Origin of the sequence: Liquorilactobacillus sicerae, from assembly GCF_029916425.1 — a bacterium.
Classification (GTDB): domain Bacteria; phylum Bacillota; class Bacilli; order Lactobacillales; family Lactobacillaceae; genus Liquorilactobacillus; species Liquorilactobacillus sicerae.
Genome location: NZ_JAHAVQ010000008.1, coordinates 25405 through 51628, shown reverse-complemented (window position 1 = coordinate 51628; position 26224 = coordinate 25405). Strand labels below are relative to the sequence as shown.

The following is a 26224-nucleotide window of genomic DNA, read 5'->3' as shown; positions in this document are numbered from 1 at the left end:
ATTAAATGCTCACTAAACAATTTCCAAATGCAGTTGGTTGTCTTTGATCAAACCAGCTTTTTTCATCATGCCATAAGTGACTAATGAAATGGCAGCTGGCAAAACCACACCAGTAAACATATAAACTGCAAATGATCCCCATCCTTGAGCAGCATATGCTAATGGTGCAATAAATGAGTTCAATCCTAAGCCAGCTAATTTATAAGTTGAACGAAAACCAAACAAAATAATGGCAACTGGAGCACAGATAATCGCTGACAACAATGAAGGAACTAACAATAATGGATTGACTAGCAAGTTTGGAAATTGAACTTTAGGAGTCATTACACCTTGAGCAATATTAGCCCCTAGGTTATTTTGACGAAATGACATTGCTGTGAAAGCTACGAATTGTGAAGTTGTTCCAATCAAAGCTGCTGCTGAAGAGATTGGATCAAGTGTTAAAGCAATTGCTAAGGCAGCTGATGAAGCTGGTGTCATTAAGAACAAGGCCCAGACCAATGAAACAGCGATTGAACCCACAAATGGATTAACTTGCATACTTTTAGCAATCAAAGCACTCACTTTTAACAATAATGGTGTTGTAACAGCAGCTAAGCCTAAGCCACAGATACCACCGATCAAAGTGGCAGCTAAAGGTACCAGCATCATATCTAGAGGTGTCTTACCAGTTAAGTATTTACCAACTAAAGCCGCAATTAGGCCAGCTAAAACAGCACTTACTGGCTGACCGGTTGAAATCACCGCACTGCCAGCAGCTTGAGCAAGAGTTGAACCAGTTGCAGTAGTTCCGTTAACGGCAGCATTAGTAAAATGAACAGCATTCGCTCCAACAGTTGATGAAATCATGGCACTAAAAATAACTAATGAATTAGTGTTAAGCTGTGAAGCAATTGCAACGCCTAAAGCTGGAGCTAGCAAATCATTAGCCATAATCCCAACTTGATAAAGTGCATTCCAGTGAATAAATGAAGCTAGAGTTTGGATCAGCAAGCCAATCCCCAAAGTAACCAGAATAGCATTCGCAATGGCCGCGCATACTCGATAGGCGTATTCTTTAACAGTTACATTGTGGTCAGATTGAGTAGTATTTTCCATAGAAAGAACTCCTTTTGTAATTGTTTTAAAATATGATGTAGTAGTAGTTAAAATTATGATACGTTGAAGCTGTATAAAAAATAAGAAATGAAGAATTATTCCCCCTTTAAATTAAAAGTTGATGGCAATTGAAATGTAATAAAAAAGCACCCATCATTTTTAAATAAAACGATGGATGCATATAATAAAAAAATTCCATCGCCTTAAATTAATTTCTTAAGCGCGATGGATTCAAATCTCAATTACATACTAACTAGCCGAGACATTGAATAGCACATCGCGCGTGCTAATAATGACTAGGCTCACTAGGTATTCAACTACGATTGTGTTGAAATTAGGTTGACAACTTCGCAACATGCTATTCGACTCCCTTCAAATTAGACTCAACTTTTACTTGATACTCATTATTATAATGGCAAAAATTAAAATTGCAAGGTTTTTTTAATGAAATTTTTATTTTTTCATAAATTTAATTGAAAAAACTTTGAAAACAGTGTGTGTTTAAAGTGCAATCCTTTGGGCGAAAATTAGAACTAGACAAACTGCCAAGATCAAACAATTTTTAAAAGGATAGAAAGCAAAATTGGGTTTAGATTGCTGGAGTTTGACATTTTAGAAATTTGCAAGTATATTAGAGTCAATCATTCTTATCTTAATTGATAAAGTAGTCAAAGTGCTTTATCCACGCGATTAATTATTTATTCCGTGGACTAGCGCTTTTTTTCTTGTCTAAAACTAAATAAAATAATTTTATAGGGGGTTTTATAAATGAATGAGGTTACAGAATTTGATACGATTGCTGCAATTTCAACACCTCCTGGCGAAGGAGCAATTTCAATTGTGCGGCTTAGTGGTCAAACAGCGGTTACAATCGCGCAAAAGATTTTTAAAGGAAAGAATTTAACCAAGGTTCCAAGTCATACGATTAATTACGGACATATTGTTGATCCTGAAAATACGCAGGAAATCGATGAAGTAATGGTTTCGGTTATGCGAGCTCCTAAGACTTTTACGCGAGAGGATATAGTAGAGATCAATTGTCATGGTGGAATCGTTGCAACCAATCAGATTTTGCAGTTAGTACTTAGTAATGGAGCACGACTAGCTGAGCCTGGCGAATTTACTAAACGGGCTTTTTTACATGGCAGAATTGATTTATCGCAGGCTGAAGCAGTGATGGATTTAATTCGCGCTAAAACTGATCGGTCAATGAAGGTTGCTTTAAACCAATTAGATGGAAGCTTGGGGCATTTGATCAAACATTTTCGACAGGATATTTTAAATGTGCTAGCTCAAGTTGAGGTCAATATTGATTATCCTGAGTATGATGATGCTGAAGTGATGACTGCAAAATTATTACAAGAAAAAGCAACTGATTTACGGGCGCGAATCACGCAGCTTTTAGCAACCGCTAAACAAGGGAAGGTTTTAAGAGAGGGGTTGTCAACAGCGATTGTTGGTCGGCCTAATGTTGGTAAATCAAGCTTATTGAACCACTTATTACATGAAGAAAAAGCAATTGTAACTGATGTGGCAGGCACAACACGTGATGTAATCGAAGAATATGCCAATGTTAATGGTGTTCCACTTAAGCTGATCGATACGGCTGGAATTCGTCAAACCGAAGATAAAGTTGAAAAGATAGGTGTTCAGCGTTCTAAGAAAGCAATCGACCAAGCAGATTTGGTAATGGTGATTTTAGATGGCAGCCAAGTACTGACAACTGAGGATCGGCAGCTGCTAGCACTGACAGCTGATAAAAAACGTTTGATTATTGTAAATAAAGCTGATTTGCCGCAACAGTTGCCGGAAACAACTTTAAAAGAACTAGTTGGTGAACAAACAACTGTTTTGCAAGCTTCGGTTTTGAAAAACCAAGGCCTTGATCAATTGGAAAAAGCGATCGCAAATTTGTTTTTTGCAGGGATTGAAAATAGTCAAACCACAGTTTTAGTCACTAATGCTCGTCACATTGCACTTTTGCAACAAGCTAAACAAGCTTTGAATGATGTATTACAAGGATTAGCTGCGGGAATGCCAGTTGATTTAGTTCAAACTGATATGACGACTTGTTGGGAGCTATTAGGAGAAATTACTGGTGATAGCTATCAGGATGAGCTATTAGATCAGTTATTCAGCCAATTTTGTCTAGGAAAGTAATAATTATAAAATAGGAGATCAAAATGGAAGTCAAGCAATATCAAGGACAGAATTATGATGTGATCGTAGTTGGAGCTGGACATGCTGGTTGTGAGGCTGCACTAGCAGCAGCGCGGATGGGCAATGAAACATTGCTGATCACAATCAATTTAGAAATGACGGCCTTTATGCCATGTAACCCGTCGATTGGCGGTCCGGCCAAAGGAATCGTTGTGCGTGAGGTTGACGCACTTGGTGGTGAAATGGGCCGTAACATTGATAAGACATATGTTCAAATGCGAATGTTGAATACGGGTAAAGGTCCAGCTGTCAGGGCATTGCGAGCTCAGGCTGACAAACGAATGTACTCAATTGAAATGAAGCATACTTTAGAAAAACAGCCGCATTTGACTTTACGGCAAGCAATTGTTGATGATTTAATGGTTGAAGACGGCGTAATTAAAGGTGTGATTACTAACACCGGTGCACACTATGGTGCTAAAAGTGTAGTTCTAACTACAGGAACAGCCGCTCGGGGTAAAATTATTATTGGTGAATTAACCTATTCATCAGGTCCAAATAATACCCAACCAGCTAAAAAATTATCTGGCAATCTGGAAAAACTAGGCTTTGAACTGAAACGCTTCAAAACTGGTACTCCACCGCGCGTTAATGGACAAACGATCAATTATGCTGAAACTGAAGAACAACCTGGTGATCAAGAGCCTAACCATTTTAGTTTTGAAAGTAAAGATGAAGACTACATTCCACCTAAAAATCAATTGTCTTGTTGGCTGACTTATACCAATGAAAAGACACATCAAATTATTCGTGATAATTTAGACCGTGCACCAATGTTTTCCGGAATCATTAAGGGTGTCGGGCCTCGGTATTGTCCGTCAATAGAAGATAAGGTTGTTCGGTTTGCTGATAAACCGCGACACCAGATTTTCATTGAACCAGAAGGAAGACAGACGGCTGAATACTATCTGGATGGTTTATCAACATCAATGCCAGAAGAAATTCAACTCAGGATTGCCCATTCAGTAAAGGGTTTGGAGCAAGCTAAGTTAATGCGTCCAGGTTATGCAATTGAATATGATATTGTTTCACCATACCAATTAAGACCAACTTTAGAAACTAAGTTAGTCAAAGGCTTATATACAGCTGGTCAGACAAATGGCACATCAGGATATGAAGAGGCCGCGGGTCAAGGCGTATTAGCTGGCATCAATGCTGGCTTGCATGCTTTAGGAAAAAAAGAGCTGGTTTTAAAGCGCAGTGATGCTTATATAGGAGTAATGGTTGACGATTTGGTAACTAAAGGAACAAATGAGCCATATCGTTTATTGACATCACGTGCCGAGTATCGTTTGATTTTGCGGCATGACAATGCTGATTTACGTTTGATAGAGATTGGTCATCGGATTGGTTTGATTTCGGAAGAGCGTTACCAAAAGTTTTTAAAGAAAAAACAGGCTATTGAAGCTGAAAAACAGCGATTACAGACAATTCGACTTAAACCGAATCAGCAAGTCAATGAATTCTTAAGTCAGCATGGATCAACTCCATTAAAAGATGGAGTTTTGGCAAGTGAATTTTTGCGGCGGCCAGAGGTAAGCTATCAAGATTTGCAAAAATTTATTCCTGCGCCAGCGCAGCCACTTGACCAACGAGTAATTGAGCAAGTTGAAATTCAATTTAAATATGCTGGCTACATTAAAAAGGCTTATCAAAAAATTGATCGGCTTAAGAAAATGGAAGCTAAAAAAATTCCAACTAAAATCGACTATGATGCGATTGATGGTTTAGCTACTGAAGCACGGCAGAAACTAAAGAAAATTCAACCGGAAACTTTAGCTCAGGCTAGTCGCATTAGCGGAGTTAATCCAGCTGATATGGCTATTTTAGCTGTTTATATTGAACAGGGAAGAATTGCTAAAGTTAATTAAATTTTAGGCAAAATTACTTTAATGAAAAAAATATATTAAAGTAGTTTTGTTTTTTTATTCACAAAAAAGACTTTTTTTTATTAAAAAAGTCTTTTTAACAAATCATAATCAAGTATAATATGAAAAATTAAATGTTCAAAAAATCACGATGTTTAAAATCAAATAAAATTGCTTTAAAATAGTAATGTAAGCGGTTTATGAAACTCAATAAAATAGCATTTTAATAGATGCTAAAGATTTTTTCGGTATAATCAAAGTAGTTGGAATTTTTAAAATTTAAGGAGGTTAGACTAATGTCTCAAAAACTGATTGATTTTTCAACGGTAGAGCAGCAAGCTGCTGAGTTTAAAACAATTAGGCTGCTAGATACAGATGGTAAGTTACTTCAGGAAGGTTTTGATGATATTTTAACTGATGAAGAACTGCAAGAGCTTTTTCATCAAATGATCTGGTCACGCACACTGGATGATAGATCCACTAAGCTAAATCGTCAAGGACGGTTGGGCTTCTATGCGCCAACAGCTGGTGAAGAAGCTAGTCAGATAGCTTCAAATTTTGCAATGAAAAAGACTGATTTTTTATTACCAGCCTATCGTGATGTTCCACAGTTAGTTTTACATGGCCTGCCACTTTACAAAGCTTTTCTCTGGTCGATTGGTCACGTTGAAGGCAATAAATATCCGCAAGATTTTCCAGCGCTACCCCCACAAATTATTATTGGTGCTCAATATGTTCAAGCTGCAGGTGTGGCGTTAGGTATCAAATTAAAAGGTGAAGACCAAGTTGCCTTCACATACACTGGTGATGGTGGTACTTCTCAAGGTGACTTTTATGAAGGAATCAACTTTGCTGGAGCCTTTAAAGCACCTGCAATTTTTGTTGTTCAGAATAATGGTTTCGCGATTTCAGTGCCGCGTAACAAACAAACTGCCGCTAAAACATTGGCGCAAAAAGCTGTCGCTGCAGGTATTCCTGGCATCCAAGTGGACGGAATGGATGCACTAGCGGTTTATGAAACAATGAAAGAAGCGCGTGAATATGTAACCGCTGGTAAGGGACCAGTTTTAATTGAAACACTGACCTATCGTTATGGACCGCATACACTTTCAGGCGATGATCCTAAGCGTTATCGGACCAAGAAAAGTGATGAACCTTGGCATCATAAGGATCCATTGATTAGAATGCGCAAGTACTTGACTGCAAAAGGACTTTGGAGTCAAGCTCAAGAGGATCAATGGGTAACAGCTGCTAAAACGGAAATTAATGAGGCAATTGATCAGGTAGAGAAATTACCCAAACAAAAAATTAGTGAGTATTTAAAGAATACGTTTGTTGATCTGCCAAACAGTTTACAATCAGCCGTGGCAGAATATGAAGAAAAGGAGGGCACGCTAAAATGAGTCAAAAAACGATGATCAAAGCAATAACTGATGCACTAGATGAAGAATTATCACATGACGACCGAGTTTTGATCTTTGGTGAAGATATTGGTAAAAATGGTGGTGTTTTCCGAGCGACTGAGGATTTGCAAGCAAAGTACGGTGAGCAGCGAGTTTTTGATACTCCATTAGCCGAATCAGGGATCATTGGCTTATCAACTGGTTTAGCATTAAAGGGATTTCGACCAGTTCCAGAAATTCAATTTTTTGGCTTTTTGTTTGAAGCGATGGATGAAATAGCTGGTCAGCTTTCACGAATCAGATTCAGATTAGGCGGAACACGGAAGATGCCAATCACGATTCGTGCTCCTTTTGGTGGTGGTGTTCACACTCCCGAGTTGCATGCTGATAGCTTAGAAGGTCTGATTGCTCAGATACCGGGTTTACGAGTCGTTGTGCCAAGCAATCCTTATGATGCTAAAGGGCTTTTAATTTCCGCGATTCGTTCTGATGATCCAGTTTTCTTTCTGGAACATATGAAACTTTATCGTTCAATTAAACAGGAAGTCCCAGAACAAGCTTATACGGTTCCTTTAGATCAGGCAGCAGTTGCTAAAGAAGGCAGTGATTTAACTTTGATCTCATATGGTTATATGGTTCAAGAATGTTTAAAGGCAAGTGAGGAATTAGCTAAGGAAGGCATCAAAGCTGAAGTGGTCGATTTAAGAACAATTTCACCACTTGATGAAACAACGATTCTAACTTCAATTAAAAAAACTAGTCGAGTAGTTATTGTCCAAGAAGCACAAAGGCAAGCTGGTGTTGCAGCCCAAGTCGCATCTTTAATTGCTGAAAAAGGAATTCTATATTTAAGTGCACCAGTTGGGCAAGTTGCCGCACCTAATACTCCTTATCCGTTTAGTGATGCTGAAGAAGATTGGTTGCCAAATCAAGAGCAGATTGTTACCAAGGCTAAAGAGATTTTGACATATTAATTTAGGAGGCAAAATAAATGGGCATTTATCAATTTAAATTACCTGATATTGGCGAGGGAATGTCAGAAGGAACAGTTGCCAAATGGTATGTAAAACCTGGCGATCAATTAAAGGAAGATGATGATCTGCTTGAAATTGAAAATGATAAATCAGTCGAAGAAATTCCTTCTCCGGTAACAGGAACAGTAAAACAAATTTTAGTAGCTGAAGGTCAAACAGCGACAGTGGGGCAAGTTCTAGTTGAGTTTGAATCTGAGCAAGAAAACTCGGCAACAGCTGAAAAGTCGGAACCTAAAGCTCAAACACCATCATCACCCACAGGAGTTAAGTTGGAAACAGTGGTCGCCAAAGAGCCAGTTCAACCACAGTCAGGTAAAGTCAACGTTGGAGCTCCCAATACGAGCCTGCCGGTTTTAGCTATGCCAGCTGTTCGGACATACGCTCGGCAAAATAATGTTGATCTGACAAAAGTTAAGGGCACAGGCAGTCATGGTCACGTTGTTAAAGCTGATGTTGATCAGTTCTTGCAAGGAAAAGGAAATAAGACAACCGCAATTGATGAAAAGACCGAATCGGCATTTGCGCCTGCTAGTTCAACTCCGGCGGATGCTTTATGGCCGCAAACGCGAGAAAAGATGTCATCAATTCGCAAGGCAACTGCTAAGGCAATGATTCGCAGCAAGCAGAACATTCCACATGTTACCGTCTTTGATGAAGCAGTGGTTGATCAATTATGGAAACATCGAAAGAAATACAAAGAATTGGCTGCTAAACGGGAAGTTCACCTGACCTTCTTGGCTTATGTTGTTAAGGCACTAGCATTAGTTATGAAGGAATTTCCGATCTTGAATTCGCAAGTGGATCTAGAAAATCAAGAGATCATTTACAACGACTACATTAATATTGGTATTGCTACGGATACCGATCATGGCTTATTTGTTCCTAACGTTAAACATGCCGATCAGTTGAGCTTATTTGATATTGCCCGGGAAATATCTGAAAATACTCAAAAGGCGAAAGCTGGAAAATTAATTAGTAGAGATATGAAATATACGGGAATGTCAATCACCAATATTGGTTCAATTGGCGGAGGTTTCTTTACTCCAGTCATCAATTGGCCAGAAGTGGCAATTTTAGGCTTAGGACGAATCATCAAAGCACCAATGGTTGTTGAGGATCAGCTGCAAATTGCTTATGTGATGAAATTATCATTATCATTTGATCATCGAGTGATTGATGGAGCCACTGCTCAACGTGCATTGAATCGTTTAAAAGAGTTGTTGGAGGATCCAGAACTTTTATTGATGGAAGGGTGAAAAACAATGGTAGTTGGTGATTTTGCGATTGATCTAGATACTGTCGTCGTTGGCGCTGGCCCAGGTGGTTATGTCGCAGCAATCCGAGCAGCTGAAAAAGGTCAAAAGGTAACAGTAATTGAACGCGAGTTTATTGGGGGGGTGTGCCTAAACGTTGGTTGTATTCCTTCAAAGGCCTTGATTGAAGCGGCTCATCGTTATCAGCGCGCGATGAATTCCACCAAAATGGGATTAAGAGTAACTGCAGCCACTTTAGATTTTAAACAAACACAAACTTGGAAAAAAAGTGTGGTTGATAAATTAACAGGCGGAGTTGCCAGTCTTTTTAAAAAGCATAAAATTGATGTAATTTGGGGCAGTGCCTTTTTAAAAAATGCTCATTCTTTAAGAGTTATTAAGAAGGATTCAGCTCAAACTTATACTTTTAAGAATTTGATTTTGGCAACTGGAAGTCGTCCAATTGAAATTCCTAACTTTAAATTTTTAGGTAGAGTTATAGACTCAACTGGGGCACTTGATTTGCAAGCAGTTCCTAAAAATTTGGTTGTGGTTGGAGGTGGCTATATTGGTTGTGAACTGGCTTCAGCCTACGCTAACTTGGGAGCACATGTTTCAATTTTAGAAGGCAGTGATCGAATTTTAGCTAATTACGAGCCAGATTTAGTTTCAGTAATCGAACATCATTTTAGTCAGCAGAAGGTTGATATTTATACGAAAGCAATGGCAAAAAAGGCCGAACAAAATGATCAACAAGTTACAGTTACGTTTGAAGTAGCTGGTGAAGAAAAGAAAATTGCAGCTGATTACTGTGTAGTTTGTGTTGGTCGTAAGCCAAATACGCATGAAATGGGTTTAGAACATGTTGGCATTCAAATAGATCAAAGAGGTTTAATTAAGGTTGATGCTCAAAGTCGCACAACAGTACCAAATATTTTTGCAATTGGTGATATTGTACCTGGTCCAGCTTTAGCTCACAAAGCAAGTTATGAAGGTAAAATTGCAGCTGAAGCAATTTCGGGGTCAAAGGCAGTGATTGATTATCGGGCAATGCCGGCGGTTTGTTATACTGATAGTGCAATTGCAACAACTGGTTTAACTTTAAAAGAGGCCAAGGAACGTGACTTGGATGCTGCTAAAGCTCAGTTTCCTTTTGCAGCTAATGGACGAGCAATTTCGATGGATAGTGCAACTGGATTTGTCCGCTTAATTTTTGAGAAGTCTAGTCGAGAGTTATTAGGAGCTCAAATGGTTGGCCCCCATGTTAGTGATTTAATTTCTGAGTTGACCCTAGCAATTGAAACCGGGGCAACAATTGATGATTTAGCTTTGACGATTCATCCACATCCAAGCATTAGTGAAGCAGTTTTGGATGCAGCTGATGTTGGAGTCGGGTTGCCAACTAATATTTAAAAAGGTGTAAGGGAAGTAGTATAGATGCAATATTTAGCAATGAAGAGTTTTGATATCCGCCGCAATTTAGCAACGGAACAATATTTAATGAATAGCGATCAAATTGAATTGCCAATGGTTTTGTTTTATATCGAAAAGCCATGCGTAATCGTTGGTCGTAATCAAAATACAGTTGAAGAAATCGATCAAAAATATTGCCGAGAACATCAAGTAACTGTGACCCGCCGTTTATCTGGGGGAGGTGCAATGTATCAAGATTTAGGTAATCTGTGTTTTAGTTTTATTGTTTCTGCTCAAGAACAGCGTTTTGGTGATTTTAAAACGATGGTTGCTCCAATTGTTAAAGCTTTGCATGAAATGGGAGTAACTGGAGCTCAAGTGACCGGTAGGAATGATATCGTTGTTGATGGGAAAAAATTCTCTGGTAACGCGATGTATACCAGAAATGGGAAAACTTTTTCTCACGGGACTTTAATGCTGGATGTTGATACTTCTGAAGTGGCAAAAGCTTTACATGTGCCAGAAGATAAAATTAAGTCCAAAGGAATCAAATCAGTTCGTAGTCGAGTAACAAATTTACGACCTTATCTTGCACCAAGATATCAGCAAATAACAACTGAAGAGTTTCGAGATCAATTGATTATGAGATTGCTGGGAGTTTCAGAGATGAAAGCTGCTCGAGAGTTTGAGTACCAGTTAACGCCAGCAGATCAGGAACAAATTGAATTGCTGCAGCAAAAATATTATAACAATTGGGATTGGGTCTACGGACAGTCTCCTGAATATACGGTTCAAAAACGGAAACATTTTACTAACGGCACGATCGATGCTCGTTTGTTGGTTAAACAAGGAAAAATTAAACAAATTAAATTTTATGGTGATTTCTTTGGAACAGCTAATGTTGCTGATTTAGAAAAGCAACTGCAAGGTTTAATCTATCAAGCAGCACCAATTGATCAAAAGCTTTCGCAGGTTGATTTAGACCAGTATTTTAAAGGAATCCCGCGCAAAGAAATAATTAAATTGTTAGTTGATTAGCAAATAAAAGTATTGATCATCAACTGGTCAGTACTTTTATTTTGATTTCTCAATTGTGAAAGGAATTTTTAAATGAACTGGCAGCCAATTTGGTATCATCAAAATGTGAACTTTTCATCACTACCAGTCAAAGCTAAAGCATTGACGGAAATAATTCAAATTAATTGTAATCTTAGCGGTGAGAAGATTCGCGTTGTTTTAACTAATCAATTTGGACAAGAACCACTGATTTTTGAAAAAGTTGAAGTAGCCTTGGATCCAATGTTCCACGTGAAACAACAGCTTGCTTTTCAAGGGTTAAAGATTTTCACAATCCCAGTTGGCCAACAAATCATTAGTGATGATTGTCATATTAAAGTTACAATCGGTTGTAAATTGTTTTTTAGGTTGACTGTCAGCCAGCCGCAACAGTATTGTGACTTTTTAAGTACTTATGATTCAAGCTTGACAAATGCTGCTTTCATCCGGCAATATGATCGCTATCCTAGACTAAATCAAACCTTGACCGCTCGTCATGGCTGGTTTTGCTTACAAGAAGTAGATTTATGGACCGCAGCACTACCAAAAGTGATTGAATTTACGGGAGATTCATTGGCAGAAATGGGTCTGATTTCAGCTAGTTTGGATTATCTACTGCAAGCGCGGTATCCTGGTCGCTACCTTGTTTTGAATTCCGGAATTGCAGGCAACCGATTTTTACAAAATGCTCCTCAAGATGAAGCAATTTTTCAAACTTTTGGTGAGGCTTTAATTACTCGATTGCCGAAACGACTTAAAAAAGTAAAACCTAAATATGTAGTTTGTTTTGCTGGAATCAATGATTTACTATTGCCGTTGATCAGCTTGGCAGCTCGACAAACTCAATTTGATGCAAAAAGTTTTGTGGAACGGGTGACAAGCTTTGAGTATGATCTTAGGCAAGCAGGGAGTCAGCTGATTTTTAGTGATCTCTTACCATTTAAACTTAGTCATGGTCAAAAAAAACATCCAGCAGATCAGTGGTCTCAGCAGCAGCGAATTTTACTTAATCGACAGTTGGACCAATTTAATTGGATTTTTCAAGCTTCAAAGACCGCAATTGCTCAGCAGCAACATTTGGTACCTGAATATGATTTGGGAGATCATTTGCATGTAAATAAAGCTGGTGGACAGCTTTTAGCGCAGAAATTGTTTGAAAAAGTTATCACAGATTGTTAAGTTGATTGAGCGGGTATATACTTAAAGTATAATTTTGAAATGAAGGGTAATTGGATGATTGATTTACACCAAATTTTGGATAAAATGAATCCTAATCAAAAAATAAATTATGATCGAATTATGCAGAAAATGATTCGAAATTGGCAGTTGAACGGGCAACGACCAAATATTTTATTACATAGTTGTTGTGCTCCGTGTAGCACCTATACATTGGAATGCCTAACAAAGTATGCCGAAGTAACAATTTATTATGCAAATTCAAATATCCATCCGCGAGCTGAATATCAGCGACGTAAATATGTTCAGCAGAAATTTATTCATGATTTTAATCGAAAGACCACCAATCATGTTCAATTTATTGCTGCACCTTATCGACCACAGGAGTATTTTGAAAATGTTCGTGGCCTGGAAAGGGAACCAGAGGGAGGCCAGCGTTGCCGAGCTTGTTTTACCTACCGGCTTGATTTAGTGGCTGCTAAGGCGGTTGAACTTGGATTTGATTACTTTGGTAGTACTTTAACGATCAGCCCGCACAAGAATTCTCAAGTGATCAATCGTGTTGGCATTGATGTTCAAAACTTTTATACGACTAAGTACTTACCGAGTGATTTCAAAAAAAATAATGGTTATCACCGATCGATTGAAATGAGTCACGAATACAACCTTTATCGACAATGCTATTGCGGATGTATCTTTGCAGCTAAAGCTCAAGAAATCAATTTGCCGAAGATTCGCCAAGAAGCACTTGACTTCTTAAAGGGTAAAGATGGTGACCGTGAATTTCCTGAAATTCGTTTTGTTTACGATCACCAGGAAGTTAAAGAATAGTTAGTTTAAATTCATAAAAAAGCAGCCAAATCAATGGCTGTTTTTTTATGATTAAATCAAGATTCTAACTGGGAATTTTGATTACTAGTTAAGCTAAGCAATCATTAGAACTGGTGCAAGTAAAATGACTAAAACATGCAAAAAGTTTTGGCAATTAACTTAATAACTACAAGTCAGTTCGGTTGGTAATAGCGGCATTGGCAAATAGTTTATTTTAGTTTGAACTGTTAAAAGAATTAGAGTTAACTATTTTACAAGCATTAGTTCAAACTATTTTTGTTGATCTTTGGTTGATGAGTTAAATAAATTTGGAAAACAGCAATTAAAGTCAAAATTAAAAAGAAAGTAAACATAATTGACCAATGAATACCGCGCGTCAATGAAGTTGGCAGATCAGCAATAACGACCATTATTGTTGTTGAAATTGAACCAGCCACTTGGCGCAAAGTGTTGTTTAAGGCAGTTGCATGACTAATATCCAAGGGAGCAACCTTAATAAAGGCCTCGGACATTGCTGGAGAAAAGACACAGGAATTGCCAATCATCCGGAACATGTAGGCGACAACAATTATCCAAGTAGGGGTTTGTTTGGTCATCAACGCTAGTGGCAAAGCACCTATGATCATCAACAGGGCACCACTAAAAATTAGTTTTTTAGGGCCATGTGTATCATAGTAACGTCCAGCCCAAGCAGCAAATAAAGCATTTGCAAATGCTCCTGGCAATAAGATCAAACCAGCTTGCATGCTGGTTAGGCCTTTTACATTTTCAACAAAAATTGGCAAAATTTGTTCTGTTCCGATTAAAACCATAAAAGCTAACATGCCAATTAAAGTCATAAGTGAAAAGGAACGTAATTTAACGATTCGAATTTTTAATAACGGTTGTTTTAATTTTAATTGACGACGACAAAAAACATAAACAAGGATTGATCCAACGATTAAAGAACACCAACCACCAACCGGACTTTGTTTGAAAGTTGTTAAACTTGATAAGGCTAATCCGGAACCAACTAAAGATAAAAAAACCGAAGGCAAATCAATTTTAATTGGCTGTGGCTGAGAAAAGTTTGGAAAAGTTACTAGACCAATGATCCATAGAATAATGAACAATGGAAGAAACAGAATAAATAAGTAATGCCACGAAAAGAAATTGAGAATCAATCCAGAAATAGTTGGTCCAAGTGCAGGTCCGGAAGCAACAACTAAACCGGACATTCCCAAAATGGTGCCTCTTTTTTCTGGTGGAAAAATGATGACCAAAGCAGTCATTTGAAAGGACATTAAAATACCGCCGGCGACTGCTTGCAGCAAACGCGCCAATAATAAAGACAAAAAAGAATTTGCAATACAGCCTAAAAACGTGCCCATAATAAATAAACCGGTTGTTGCTAAAAACAAAGAACGGTTGGAAAATTTCTCATACAAATTGGAAGAAAGCGGAGTAACTATTCCAATAATTAAAATATAGCCAGTCGTTAACCACTGAACTTGCGTCAAAGGAACTTGGAGATCATGCTGAATGACGGGGAGTGCAGTTACCATCATGGTTTGACTTGTTAAAGCTAAAAAAGAGGCAATCAATAAGACAGCTGTAACGATTGTTCTTTTTTTATGACTCATTTGAAATGACATAATAGAACCTACTCTCTAGCAATTTTGTGATACTTAATTTATGGTAATGATATTTAAGCCATAATTCAAGTAACTGAAAAATAAAACGAACTATTTTTAAATTATTGATTAAATAATTCACTATTATTTATCTTTGCAGAAACAACTGTTGCAGGAAAAGTATTGATACTGTGAGGGATTAATCAACATCTTGGCTTCTTTAAATTTTTAAGGCTCAATTGCGAAATAATTCGTAAAAGGCTATACTTAATTTTAAATTAGGATAATGGAGGTGTCTGGATTGAAAGCAATCTTGACAACGATTGGCAAAGATCAGGTGGGAATTATTGCAGGAGTCAGTCAGTTCTTAGCAGCAAAAAGCATTAATATTCTGGATGTTTCGCAAACCATTATGGATGGGTACTTTACAATGATGATGATGGTCGAAATCAAAGACGAGGAGCTTGATTTTTCAGTTTTAACAGCAGGTTTAAATGATTTAGGGCAAAAGCTCGGTGTTGAAATTAAAATTCGGCGGGCGGAGATTTATCAGGCGATGCATCAATTGTAAGAGGAGTAGGCTAAATGGAAACAAATAAAATTATCGAAACGATCCATATGATTGCGGATGAAAATCTTGATGTGCGTACGATCACAATGGGTATTTCGCTGCTTGATTGTATTGATAGTGATAGTGATCGAGCGTGTCAGAAAATCTATCAAAAAATTACTACGAAAGCTGCTAATTTAGTTAAAGTTGGACAGCAAATTGAAGCTGAATATGGGATTCCAATCATTAATAAAAGAATCTCGGTTACTCCGATTTCTTTAATTGCAGCAGCTTCAAATGATGAAGACTATTTCAAATATGCGCAAGCTTTGGATAAAGCGGCTAAAGCAGTCGGAGTCAATTTTATTGGTGGTTTTTCAGCATTAGTTCAAAAAGGCTACCAAACTGGTGATCTTAAGTTGATTAAATCGCTGCCGCGGGTTTTAGCTGAAACAGATCTTGTTTGTTGTTCGGTCAATGTTGGTTCTACTCGAAGTGGAATCAATATGGATGCTGTTGCGGACATGGGGAAAATCATCAAGCAGGCTGCAGAAAGATCAGTAGTTGCAAACACTAAATTGGTTGTTTTTTGCAATGCAGTTGAAGATAATCCTTTTATGGCTGGAGCTTTTCATGGTGTCGGTGAAGGCGATACAATTATTAACGTTGGTGTTAGCGGACCAGGCGTTGTTAAACATGCACTTGAAAAAGTTAAAGGTCAGCCACTAGATGTTGTTGCTGAAACAATCAAGAAAACGGCTTTCAAGGTTACTCGAATGGGACAATTAGTTGGATCGATTGCGTCTGAAAGACTGCAGGTCCCCTTTGGAATCGTTGATTTATCATTAGCACCAACGCCAGCCGTAGGTGATTCAGTTGCTCAGATTTTGGAAGAAATTGGTGTCGGAAAAGTTGGTACTCATGGTACCACTGCCGCTTTGGCTTTATTGAATGACGCAGTTAAAAAGGGCGGCATTATGGCTTGCAGTCGAGTTGGTGGTTTATCGGGAGCATTTATTCCAGTATCTGAAGATGCAGAAATGATCGCAGGTGTCCAGGCTGGATCGCTTAATATTGAAAAATTAGAAGCAATGACAGCCGTTTGCTCGGTTGGACTGGATATGATCCCGATACCAGGTGATACGCCAGCTGAAACAATTTCTGCAATGATTGCTGATGAAGCAGCAATTGGAATGATCAACAATAAGACAACGGCGGTTCGAGTTTTACCGGTCAAAGGTAAAAAGGTTGGTGAAATGGTTGAGTTTGGTGGCTTGATGGGTTATGCTCCTGTAATGGCAGTTAATTCAGCTTCATCAAAAAACTTGATTAATCGCGGGGGTTCTATCCCAGCACCTATTCATAGTTTTAAAAATTAGCTAATAATTTTAAAAGGTGACAAAAACTGTCATGATTCTTTGACAGTTTTTGTCACCTTTTTGATTGATTTTGAAATAATATAGCGTTAAACTGCTTTTGGATGATTAGCTTGGGTAGTTATTTATTGAATATTAGACTTGGTTCCAATCAAAGTCAGTCAAATATTTAAAAGTAATTGAATATTTATGGAAGAATTTGATTGATTTTTACGGATTGCCATGCTAAGATAATTTAGGAGGTTTTGTAAGTGCTTGCAGAAAAACGGCAACAAATGGTATTAGCGTTTTTGAAGAAAAAAAACATTTTAAATTTGCAAGATATCTGTAATTTGACTGGTTGTTCAGAGTCCTCAGCACGCCGTGATCTACAACGGTTGGAAAGTCAAGGAGTACTGATTAGAATCCATGGAGGAGCCAAATTAAAAAATTCATTGCAGCAGGAACCTGACATGGTCAGAAAGGTTTCTAAAAACATCGAGCAAAAAAAGATGATTGCTAAATATGCAGCTGGTTTGATTCAGTCTGAAGATGTTATTTATCTTGATGCTGGAACTTCAACTTTAGCAATGATCCCTTTTTTATCACCTAATATGCATTTGACAGTAGTTACTAATGGAGTCTTACATGCTTCTGTATTGGCAGATCAAGGGATCAGAACGATTTTGATTGGTGGTGAGCTAAAGAGACGAAAGCAATTGTTGGTATTGAAACGGTTAAATCATTAATGAAGTATCGTTTCAATAAAGTTTTTTTAGGGATGAATGGAGTCCATCTAAAATATGGATATACAACTCCAGATCCAGATGAAGCGTCAGTCAAAACGGTTGCCAGTCAGCAAGGAGATCAAACCTTTGTTTTAGTTGATGATTCAAAGTTTGGTCAGATTTCATTTGTGAAGGTTGGTGATTTAGCAATTGCAAAAATCATTACAAATCAATTAACACCAAAGATTTTTACTCAATATAGCGGACAAACAACTATTCAGGAGGTCACACAATGATTTATACGGTAACAGTCAATCCTTCAACTGATTATATCGTGCAGCTAAAAGAATTAACTTTGGGTCAAGTAAACCGAATGGCTTATGATACAAAGTTGCCAGGTGGAAAAGGAATCAATGTTTCGAGGATTTTGAAGGAATTAGAGCAACCAAATACCGCTTGGGGATTTATTGGAGGATTTACTGGTAAGTTTGTTGAAGGACGATTACAACAACAAAACTTGCAAACAGATTTTACTGAGATTTCAGCGGATACGCGGATCAATGTAAAAATTAAAGCTCAAAATGAAACAGAGATCAATGGTCAAGGACCTAAAGTTTCTGACGCAGAGGTTGCAAAATTTAAAGATAAGTTTTCAGTTTTACATGCCGGTGATGTGGTGATTTTGTCAGGAAGCTTACTTCCTAACTTGAGTTCAGATTTTTATTTTGAACTAATTGAACTGATCAAAGCGCACCAAGCAGAATTTGTTATTGATACTACCGGAGAAAGTTTACTAAAAACTCTTAAAGAGCAGCCGTTGGTCGTTAAGCCAAATCACCATGAATTAGCGGAATTATTTGGTGTTAAATTTGATGGCTTAAAGGATATTGCCCTTTATGGTCAAAAATTGCTTGAAAAAGGTGCTAAACATGTTTTGATTTCAATGGCTGGTGATGGGGGACTGTTGATAACCCCCACCAAGACATATTACAGCCCAGCTCCTAAGGGCAAAGTCATTAATTCAGTTGGGGCAGGTGATTCAATGATCGGTGGTTTTGTGGGGACTTACGCTGCCACGCATAACTCGTTGGAAAGTTTTAAATACGGGTTAGCTTGTGGAAGTGCTACAGCCTTTTCTGAAGACTTAGCCGATCGTAAGAAAATCTCTGAGATTTTACCGCAAATTAAGATTCAGGAATTTAAACTTGATTAATTATTCAAATTTGATATATGAGGAAGTGTAATTATGAATATTCGTGATCTATTAATCAAAGATGCCATGATTATGGATTTGAAAGCTTCAACTAAGGAAGCTGCCATTAATGAAATGGTTCATCAATATCATCTGGCTGGTGTAATTGATGATGAGGAGCTTTATAAAAAAGATATTTTAGCTCGTGAAGCAGAATCAACGACCGGGATTGGTGATGGGATTGCTATGCCGCACGCACGGGACAAAGCAGTTAAAAAGGCCGCTGTATTATTTGCTAAAAGTAAGCAAGGGGTTGACTACAACTCGCTTGACGGTCAGCCAGTTAATTTATTCTTTATGATTGCTGCCCCAGCAGGTGCCAACAATACACATTTACAAGCTTTGGCAGCACTTTCGAGTTTGCTGATTGATCCAAAATTGGTTGCTGCTTTGAAGCAGGCTCAAACACCAGAAGAGGTTCAACAACTTTTTGCTGATGCTCAAGCTCAAAAGGAAGCTAAGGAAAATCAAAAGTCAACAACTGCGCAAGCAAGTTCGACTACCCGACCTTTTATTGTTGCAGTAACTGCTTGTCCAACTGGAATAGCTCATACTTATATGGCAGAAGAATCGTTGAAAAAAACTGCTGAAGCAATGAATGTCGATATTAAAGTTGAAACAAATGGTTCTGAAGGAGTTAAACATCAATTAACAGCTGATGAAATCAAAAAAGCTTCTGGCGTAATTATTGCAGCTGATAAAAAAGTTGAAATGGCACGTTTTAATGGTAAGCCTTTATTGAATCGGCCAGTAATTGATGGAATTAAAAAAGCTGATGAATTGATTGAAAAAGCAGTTAAAGGTAATGCACCTGTTTATCATCAAGATGTAACTGCCGAAGCAGAAGAGGAAACTTCCAATAATTCGGTTTGGTCAGAAATTTACAAAGACCTAATGAATGGTATTTCTCATATGCTGCCATTTGTCGTTGGTGGTGGTATTTTAATGGCTTTGTCATTTATGGTTGAGCAATACATGGGTGGTTCAAAGTCGATAGGTTTTATTTTTCTAAATAATGCTGGTAATTTGGCCTTTGCCTTCATGATTCCAGTTTTGGCAGGTTATATTGCTGAATCAATTGGTGATCGTCCTGCATTGATGCCAGGTTTTGTTGGTGGCTTTATGGCAACTGTTTATAGTGGCTCATTTGGTGGTGCCTATGTAGCTAATGTAATGACTAATGCCAAAAGTTCCGCTGGTTTCTTAGGCGGGATCGCCGCTGGTTTTATTGCTGGATATTTAACCTTATTTTTAAAGAAGATTTTTGCTAAATTGCCTAAATCATTAGAAGGTATGAAACCAATGCTTCTATATCCGATTTTTGGCTTAGTATTAGTAGCGTTGATCATGTTCTTCATTGTCAACCCAATTTTTTCGGTTATTAATTCAGGTGTAACGGCATTTTTGAATCATATGGGAACTGGTAATGCAATTGTTTTAGGAATTGTTTTAGGTGGTATGATGTCAATTGATATGGGTGGCCCATTTAACAAAGCCGCTTATGTCTTTGCTGTTGCAGCTTTTACGTCAACTAAAAATGGCGATTTAATGGCTGCCGTTATGGCTGGTGGGATGGTTCCGCCGTTTGCTACTGCGATTGCTACTGCATTTTGGCCAAAGAAATTTACTGATGATGAGCGAAAAGCTGGAATTACTAACTGGGTCTTAGGCTTCTCATTTATTACTGAAGGAGCTATTCCGTTTGCTACCGCTGATCCGCTGAGAGTTTTAACAAGTTGTATTTTAGGTTCAGCAATAGCTGGGGGATTGACTCAATGGTGGCATGTTAGTGTTCCTGCTCCGCATGGTGGCTTCTGGGTAACACCATTGGCAAGTAATCCATTTGGTTATATCATTGCCATTGTGATTGGTTCAATTATTGCCGGTGTAATTTTGGGTAAATGGAAGCCAGTTAAAAATAAGTAATAAAGATGATTTTTAGAGCTTAAAAAAGGCGTCATTCGTTTTATTCCTAGCGAATGATGCTTTTTTATTTTGTAAGCAAATAGCAACAGTAAAATAGAAAAGCCCACACCAATTTGAGGTGGATTTGTGATCACAACCACAATATGATATTTCCTGGGAAATGGCGATTAGAAATAATTTTCAGTTGGGGTTAATTCTAATGGACGTCTTTCAACACTAGTTGAGAAAACAATTTGGGTCTTAGTTTCTCCAAAACGTTGAATATCATTAATAAAATTATCTAAAGCTTTAGTTGTTTTAAAGTAACAAGTAATAATCTGTGAGTAGCTGCCAGTGACACAATCGCAAGCAACTACATTACCGACTGACTTGATATATGGATAAAAAGCCTCTTTATCTTTTGGTGATAGCCTTAAACTAACATAAGCTTTAATTGGGTAACCAAGCAATTTATAATCAATCTGCGTTTGGTAATTGGTGATGATACCTCGTTCTTCCAAATGCGTCAAACGAGTTGAAACCGCCGGAGCGGAAATAAAACAAATATCAGCCAGCTTTTTTAATGAAATTCGTGCATCCTTTTGTAAAGTTGAAACAATTTTCAAATCAATTTCATCCATTTGTTGATCCCTCCAAGCATTTCTATGTAATATAATATAACATAATTGTTTGATAAACGCACAATTAAAACTTAAAAATTCAACTTTGAGAAAGATTTTAATCGATTACTTTTAAAATCGCTGTTTGCATTTGATTTGGCTCCAGAATCTGACGTTCTTGCGGCTGTTTTTCTAAAAGTTGTTTAATTGTTGATGGATAAGGAACCTTGAGTATTTGGCGCAACTGTTGTAAGTCGGTTAAATCCTGAAGTTGACCAGCTTTATTGTCAGTTATAGCAGATAAAACAACTTTTGGAAACTTAAATGGACTGGCAGTTGAAACAATGATCATCGGTTGACCATTAGTATCTTTGAATCTCCTAGCAACATGAGACGCAACCGCTGTATGTGGATCAATAGCGGTTCGGCTAGCTTTAAAAACATGGGCAATTTCATGACTAGTAGCCGATTCATCAGCATAACCAGCTGAAAAATCTTTAGCCAAAGCGGCTTGCATTGCTGGAGTAATTTTATAAGCACCAGTTTGCTGCAGTTGTTGCATTAGATCAGCAGTCATAACCGGATCACTACCAGTTAAATAAAATAGTAATCGTTCTAAGTTACTGGAAACTAAAATATCCATTGAAGGCGATGAAGTTACATAGAAAGGTCGGTTTTTATCATAGATGCCAGTTTGAAAGAAATCTGTCAACACCTTGTTTTTATTAGAAGCACAAATTAGGTGAGTAATTGGCAACCCCATTTTCTTGGCATAGTAACCGGCTAAAATATCTCCAAAGTTTCCGGTTGGTACACTGAAGTTAACTGGCTGACCACTAATTAATTGCTGTTTAGCCAATAGTTGTCCATAGGCATAGAAATAATAAACAATTTGTGGGAATAGGCGGCCAATATTAATTGAATTAGCCGAGGATAACTGATAGTTTAAATTTGCCAATTGTTGTTTGAAGGCTTGATCGTTAAAAATATTTTTAACATTTGTTTGAGCACGATCGAAGTTCCCATTGATTCCAAACACATAGGTATTTGATTCTTCTTGCGTGAGCATTTGGCGTTCTTGAATAGGGCTAACACCAGCCTGTGGATAAAAAACAATAATTTTCGTATTTGGGACATTCGCAAAGCCTGCCATTGCAGCTTTGCCAGTATCACCCGAAGTAGCGGTTAGGATCAGGACTTTTTTATGTGAATGATTTTTTTGAGCCGCAGTGGTCATAAGATGTGGCAATAATTGTAAAGCAATATCTTTAAAAGCGATCGTTGGTCCATGAAATAATTCAAGATAAAAAGCACCATCGTGAAAAACAAGAGGTGCAATTGCTGGATCATCAAAGTTTTTTCCATAAGCGGCAGTGATACAGTCATGCAACTCAATTTCAGAAAAGTCAGTTAAAAAAAGACGTAACACCTTAAACGCTAATTCTTGGTATGACATATTTGCTAATTCTGTTAATGCAAAGTCTATTGTAGGGATTCGGTCGGGAACGTAAAGCCCGCCGTCAGGACTTAATCCTTGTAGGATCGCTTGAGAAGCAGTAATTTTATTTTTGTTGATATCTCGAGTGCTATGGTAAAAAACAGCCATGCTAGGAACAACCTCCTTAATCATTCTCTAATAATTTTGATCTTAAAGGAAGAATACCATAAATTTGCTTACAATAGTAGTTAGATTTACGAGTGTTCTGGTTGAAACAGATTAAAGTAATTTATTTTATAGTAAAAAAAATGAAAGATCTATGATAAAATGATTTCAATGATTAAATCTGGGAGGCAATTATGCAAGTCATCAAAATTGGAGTTCTTGGTTTGGGAACGGTTGGTAGCGGAGTGGTTCGTTTACTTCGTGATCATCAAAACAAAATATCCAGTATTACCGGGCGCAAGATTGAAATTAAAACGATCATGGTCCATAATCTGAATAAAAAACGAGATATTGATTTAAGTGGTATTAAATTGACTGATCAAGTGGATGATTTGGTCAACGATCCTGAAATTAAAATTGTGGTTGAAGTGATGGGAACAGTTGAAATAGCTAAAGATTATGTTGAGCGATTGCTAAATGCTGGTAAACATATTATTACAGCTAATAAGGACTTGATAGCGACATACGGTTCAGAATTAACGGAACTTGCTCGGGAAAATGGCTGTGATCTTTTCTATGAGGCGAGTGTCGCAGGAGGAATTCCAATTTTACGAACTATTGTTAATTCCTTTGCGGCTGATCGAATTATTGAGGTAAAAGGGATCGTTAATGGCACAACTAATTATATTTTGACTCAGATGAGCCAGCATCAAGTTTCTTTTGCGGCTGCTTTAAAGAAAGCTCAGGAGCTGGGCTTTGCAGAAGCTGATTCGACTAATGATATTGAAGGAATTGATGCAGCTTATAAGATGATCATTTTGACCTATTTTGCCTTTGGAATGAATATTTCACTTGACCAAGTTAAAGTTAACGGGATTGCTCGAGTTAAATTAGCTGATATTCAGCAAGCCAAAAAACTGGGGTACAATATTAAGTTATTAGGGATTGCTAAACTGATTAATGATCGGGTTGATGTTTCAGTTGGCCCAGTTCTAGTACCTGAGGATCAGCCGTTGGCAGCTGTTCAAAATGAAAATAATGCCGTTTTGGTTACTGGTGCAGCTGTTGGTGAGACGATGTTTTATGGCCCAGGTGCAGGTGAATTGCCAACTGCTAATAGTGTTTTAAGCGATATCATTGCGGTAACTAAAGACATTGTTTTGAAGACAACTGGTAGTAGATTTAATGATTATCGGCGTGATTTGAAACAAGCTCAGCCAACAGATGTTTGCTATTCGTACTACTTTTCTTTAAGGGTTAAAGATCGGCCAGGTCAAATGCTGAAAATTACTCAGGCAATGACCAAAGCTAATGCTAGTTTTCATTTGATTATTCAGACTGAATTAGATCAAGACAATGCTCGGGTAGTCATGACAACTCATAAAATGTCGGAGGCTCAAGAAAATCAAGTAGTCAAAGCGTTGACAGCACTTGATGGAGTTGAAGTAATCGCCGCTTATAAAGTTTTGCCAAACTAATTTAAGAGGGGTCAAAGATGAAATATGAGATAAAAGTCCCGGCAACGAGTGCTAATTTAGGACCTGGATTTGATTCGATCGGAATCGCAGTTTCATTATATTTGCAAGTCGATATTTTAGAAAAAGCTGATAATTGGCGAGTTAAACATCAGCTAGGTCCAGAAATTCCTTGTGATGAACGCAATTTAATGATTAAAACGGCCTTAAATTTAGCACCACAAATCAAACCGCATCATTTGCAAGTTAAATCTGACATTCCATTAGCTCGGGGGTTAGGCAGCAGTTCTTCGGCAATCATTGCTGGAATTGAGATAGCTAATTTGTTGGGCAATTTGAATTTAACTCGTGATCAAAAATTGCAAGTTGCTACTAAAATTGAGAGGCATCCCGACAATGTTGCGCCAGCCATTTTGGGCGATTTAGTAATTTCTTCTTTTGATCAGCTAAAAGTTACCAGTATCAAAGTACATTTTCCAGAATTGGTAATGATGGCTTTTGTTCCGCCAACGGAATTATTGACAACTGCTAGCCGGAAAGTTTTACCTTCAAGTCTTGATTTTAAACAGGCAGTCTATGCCAGCAGTGTTGGGAATGCTTTAGTGGCGGCAATTTTAACTAACAACTTAACGAAGGTCAGCGAGCTGATTGAACATGATCAGTTTCACGAACAAGCTCGTGCTGCTTTAGTACCGCATTTAAAGCAATTGCGTAAATTAGGACATCAAGCTGGAGCAATTGGTACCTATTTAAGTGGGGCTGGTCCAACAGTTATGACCCTTATCCAACAAGAAAAACAACAAAACTTTATTGATTTAGTCAATCAAAGTCAGCTTGTCGGTAATTTATACAACTTGCGGGTTCAACGAACTGGAACAACAGTTAGCAAATTCTGAGTATATAGTTTAAATTTTTTTAAAAGACTGCGTAATTTTATTAAGGGCGGTCTTTTCTTTATGGACTGTTAAATATTGAAAATTTATTCAAGCGATAAGTGCTTAATTGTAAAAAAATATGATTGGTAGTATAATTTAGTCTATATGTGAGGACTAATTAACTAAATTAAAAGAAAAACTTTTGGACGGGAGAAAAAATGAGTCAGAATCAAAATACCGTGCAAGAGAAGCGATTATATCTTTTCTTTAAACGGATAATTGATATTATCGTTTCACTTGTTGCTCTTTTTTGTATGATTCCGTTATTCTTGCTACTGTTTATTACCTATCATTTTGGTCATGATCGCGGTCCCTTGTTTTATAAACAAGAAAGAGTTGGAAAAAATGGTCAAAAATTCTTAATTTATAAGTTCAGATCAATGATCGTTGATGCTGAGTCCAAACTACGTGCCAACCCCGAGCTATATCAAGAGTATCTAAAAAATAATTACAAAATTCCTGCTGAAAATGATCCGCGAATTACTAATTTAGGAAGATTTTTGCGTAGGACATCAATTGATGAATTGCCGCAATTTATCAATATCTTAAAGGGAGAAATGAGTTTAATTGGTCCACGGCCAATTATTGAAGAAGAGCTTCGTGAATATGGTGATCGGGTGGATAAATTGCTGTCAGTAACCCCTGGTGCAATGGGGTATTGGCAGGCATCGGGACGTAGCAATATTGGCTATCCCAAACGTTGTGATTATGAACTATATTACGTAGATCATGCATCATTTATTTTTGACTTAAAGATCCTTTTTAAAAATATTATCAGTATTTTTAAGGGTGAGGGTGCATATTGATTTTTATCAAAATGAAAGTGGGTTTGTTCT

20 protein-coding genes and 1 pseudogene are annotated in these 26224 nt (G+C 37.6%); 17 read left to right on the top strand and 4 right to left on the bottom strand.

All coding sequences use genetic code 11. From position 1 onward, the window contains the following. Positions 1-12: 12 nt before the first annotated feature. Positions 13-1098, bottom strand: coding sequence for a PTS sugar transporter subunit IIC (locus KH893_RS06655; protein WP_281165375.1), 1086 nt, complete (start codon positions 1096-1098; stop codon positions 13-15). Positions 1099-1866: 768 nt separating this feature from the next. On the opposite strand from KH893_RS06655, the gene mnmE reads away from it, so the two are divergent. The 9 genes from mnmE to KH893_RS06610 all read left to right on the top strand — a co-directional run bounded on the left by mnmE (position 1867) and on the right by KH893_RS06610 (position 13352). Continuing rightward, positions 1867-3258 (top strand): tRNA uridine-5-carboxymethylaminomethyl(34) synthesis GTPase MnmE, encoded by a 1392-nt coding sequence (gene mnmE, locus KH893_RS06650; RefSeq protein ID WP_281165374.1) that lies wholly within the window; start codon positions 1867-1869, stop codon positions 3256-3258. 23 nt (positions 3259-3281) lie between these two features. Further along, the gene (gene mnmG / locus KH893_RS06645) at positions 3282-5189 is read left to right on the top strand and encodes a tRNA uridine-5-carboxymethylaminomethyl(34) synthesis enzyme MnmG (RefSeq protein WP_281165373.1); all 1908 of its coding nucleotides are present in this window, start codon (positions 3282-3284) and stop codon (positions 5187-5189) included. Positions 5190-5482: 293 nt separating this feature from the next. Further along, entirely contained in the window at positions 5483-6589 is a 1107-nt protein-coding gene (pdhA, locus tag KH893_RS06640) for a pyruvate dehydrogenase (acetyl-transferring) E1 component subunit alpha (protein ID WP_281165372.1), read from the top strand. After that, positions 6586-7563: an alpha-ketoacid dehydrogenase subunit beta gene (locus KH893_RS06635; RefSeq protein ID WP_281165371.1), complete on the top strand. Its 978-nt coding sequence runs from the start codon at positions 6586-6588 to the stop codon at positions 7561-7563. Before pdhA ends, KH893_RS06635 begins: the two co-directional genes overlap by 4 nt. 17 nt (positions 7564-7580) lie before the next feature. Beyond that, positions 7581-8879, top strand: a complete 1299-nt coding sequence (locus tag KH893_RS06630; RefSeq protein ID WP_281165370.1) for a dihydrolipoamide acetyltransferase family protein — start codon at positions 7581-7583, stop codon at positions 8877-8879. Positions 8880-8885: 6 nt separating this feature from the next. Further along, entirely contained in the window at positions 8886-10289 is a 1404-nt protein-coding gene (lpdA, locus tag KH893_RS06625; RefSeq protein ID WP_281165369.1) for a dihydrolipoyl dehydrogenase, read from the top strand. Between the two features lie 24 nt (positions 10290-10313). Then, positions 10314-11327, top strand: a complete 1014-nt coding sequence (lplA, locus tag KH893_RS06620) for a lipoate--protein ligase (protein WP_281165368.1) — start codon at positions 10314-10316, stop codon at positions 11325-11327. A gap of 72 nt (positions 11328-11399) precedes the next feature. After that, on the top strand, positions 11400-12524 hold the full coding sequence (locus KH893_RS06615; RefSeq protein ID WP_281165367.1) for an SGNH/GDSL hydrolase family protein: 1125 nt from the start codon (positions 11400-11402) through the stop codon (positions 12522-12524). Between the two features lie 54 nt (positions 12525-12578). Then, positions 12579-13352, top strand: coding sequence for an epoxyqueuosine reductase QueH (locus KH893_RS06610; RefSeq protein ID WP_281165366.1), 774 nt, complete (start codon positions 12579-12581; stop codon positions 13350-13352). A 260-nt stretch (positions 13353-13612) separates the two neighbouring features. Here KH893_RS06610 and KH893_RS06605 read toward each other — a convergent pair whose 3' ends face one another. Beyond that, a complete protein-coding gene (locus KH893_RS06605; RefSeq protein WP_281165365.1) occupies positions 13613-14986 on the bottom strand; it encodes a DHA2 family efflux MFS transporter permease subunit in 1374 nt (457 codons plus the stop codon). Positions 14987-15266: 280 nt separating this feature from the next. Between KH893_RS06605 and KH893_RS06600 the strand changes: the two genes are divergently transcribed. The 5 genes and pseudogenes from KH893_RS06600 (at position 15267) to KH893_RS06580 (ending at position 20776) form a co-directional block, all read left to right on the top strand. Then, positions 15267-15536, top strand: coding sequence for an ACT domain-containing protein (locus KH893_RS06600; RefSeq protein WP_281165364.1), 270 nt, complete (start codon positions 15267-15269; stop codon positions 15534-15536). 14 nt (positions 15537-15550) lie between these two features. Next, the gene (locus KH893_RS06595; protein WP_281165363.1) at positions 15551-16894 is read left to right on the top strand and encodes a PFL family protein; all 1344 of its coding nucleotides are present in this window, start codon (positions 15551-15553) and stop codon (positions 16892-16894) included. Between the two features lie 272 nt (positions 16895-17166). Beyond that, positions 17167-17894, top strand: a pseudogene (locus tag KH893_RS06590) (DeoR/GlpR family DNA-binding transcription regulator). Next, positions 17891-18811, top strand: coding sequence for a 1-phosphofructokinase (gene pfkB, locus KH893_RS06585; protein WP_281165362.1), 921 nt, complete (start codon positions 17891-17893; stop codon positions 18809-18811). Before KH893_RS06590 ends, pfkB begins: the two are co-directional and overlap by 4 nt. A gap of 33 nt (positions 18812-18844) precedes the next feature. Next, positions 18845-20776, top strand: a complete 1932-nt coding sequence (locus KH893_RS06580; protein WP_281165361.1) for a PTS fructose transporter subunit IIABC — start codon at positions 18845-18847, stop codon at positions 20774-20776. Between the two features lie 167 nt (positions 20777-20943). Here the strand turns inward: KH893_RS06580 and KH893_RS06575 are convergent, their stop codons facing one another. Both KH893_RS06575 and thrC read right to left on the bottom strand, forming a co-directional pair. Next, positions 20944-21396, bottom strand: coding sequence for an Lrp/AsnC family transcriptional regulator (locus KH893_RS06575; protein ID WP_010581119.1), 453 nt, complete (start codon positions 21394-21396; stop codon positions 20944-20946). Positions 21397-21493: 97 nt separating this feature from the next. Beyond that, positions 21494-22981, bottom strand: coding sequence for a threonine synthase (gene thrC, locus KH893_RS06570; RefSeq protein ID WP_281165360.1), 1488 nt, complete (start codon positions 22979-22981; stop codon positions 21494-21496). Positions 22982-23172: 191 nt separating this feature from the next. Here thrC and KH893_RS06565 point away from each other — a divergent pair, with 191 nt between their 5' ends. The 3 genes from KH893_RS06565 to KH893_RS06555 all read left to right on the top strand — a co-directional run bounded on the left by KH893_RS06565 (position 23173) and on the right by KH893_RS06555 (position 26194). Then, positions 23173-24456 (top strand): homoserine dehydrogenase, encoded by a 1284-nt coding sequence (locus KH893_RS06565; RefSeq protein ID WP_281165359.1) that lies wholly within the window; start codon positions 23173-23175, stop codon positions 24454-24456. Positions 24457-24473: 17 nt separating this feature from the next. Next, positions 24474-25349 (top strand): homoserine kinase, encoded by an 876-nt coding sequence (gene thrB, locus KH893_RS06560; protein ID WP_281165358.1) that lies wholly within the window; start codon positions 24474-24476, stop codon positions 25347-25349. Positions 25350-25546: 197 nt separating this feature from the next. After that, positions 25547-26194, top strand: a complete 648-nt coding sequence (locus KH893_RS06555) for a sugar transferase (RefSeq protein WP_281165357.1) — start codon at positions 25547-25549, stop codon at positions 26192-26194. Positions 26195-26224 lie beyond the last annotated feature (30 nt).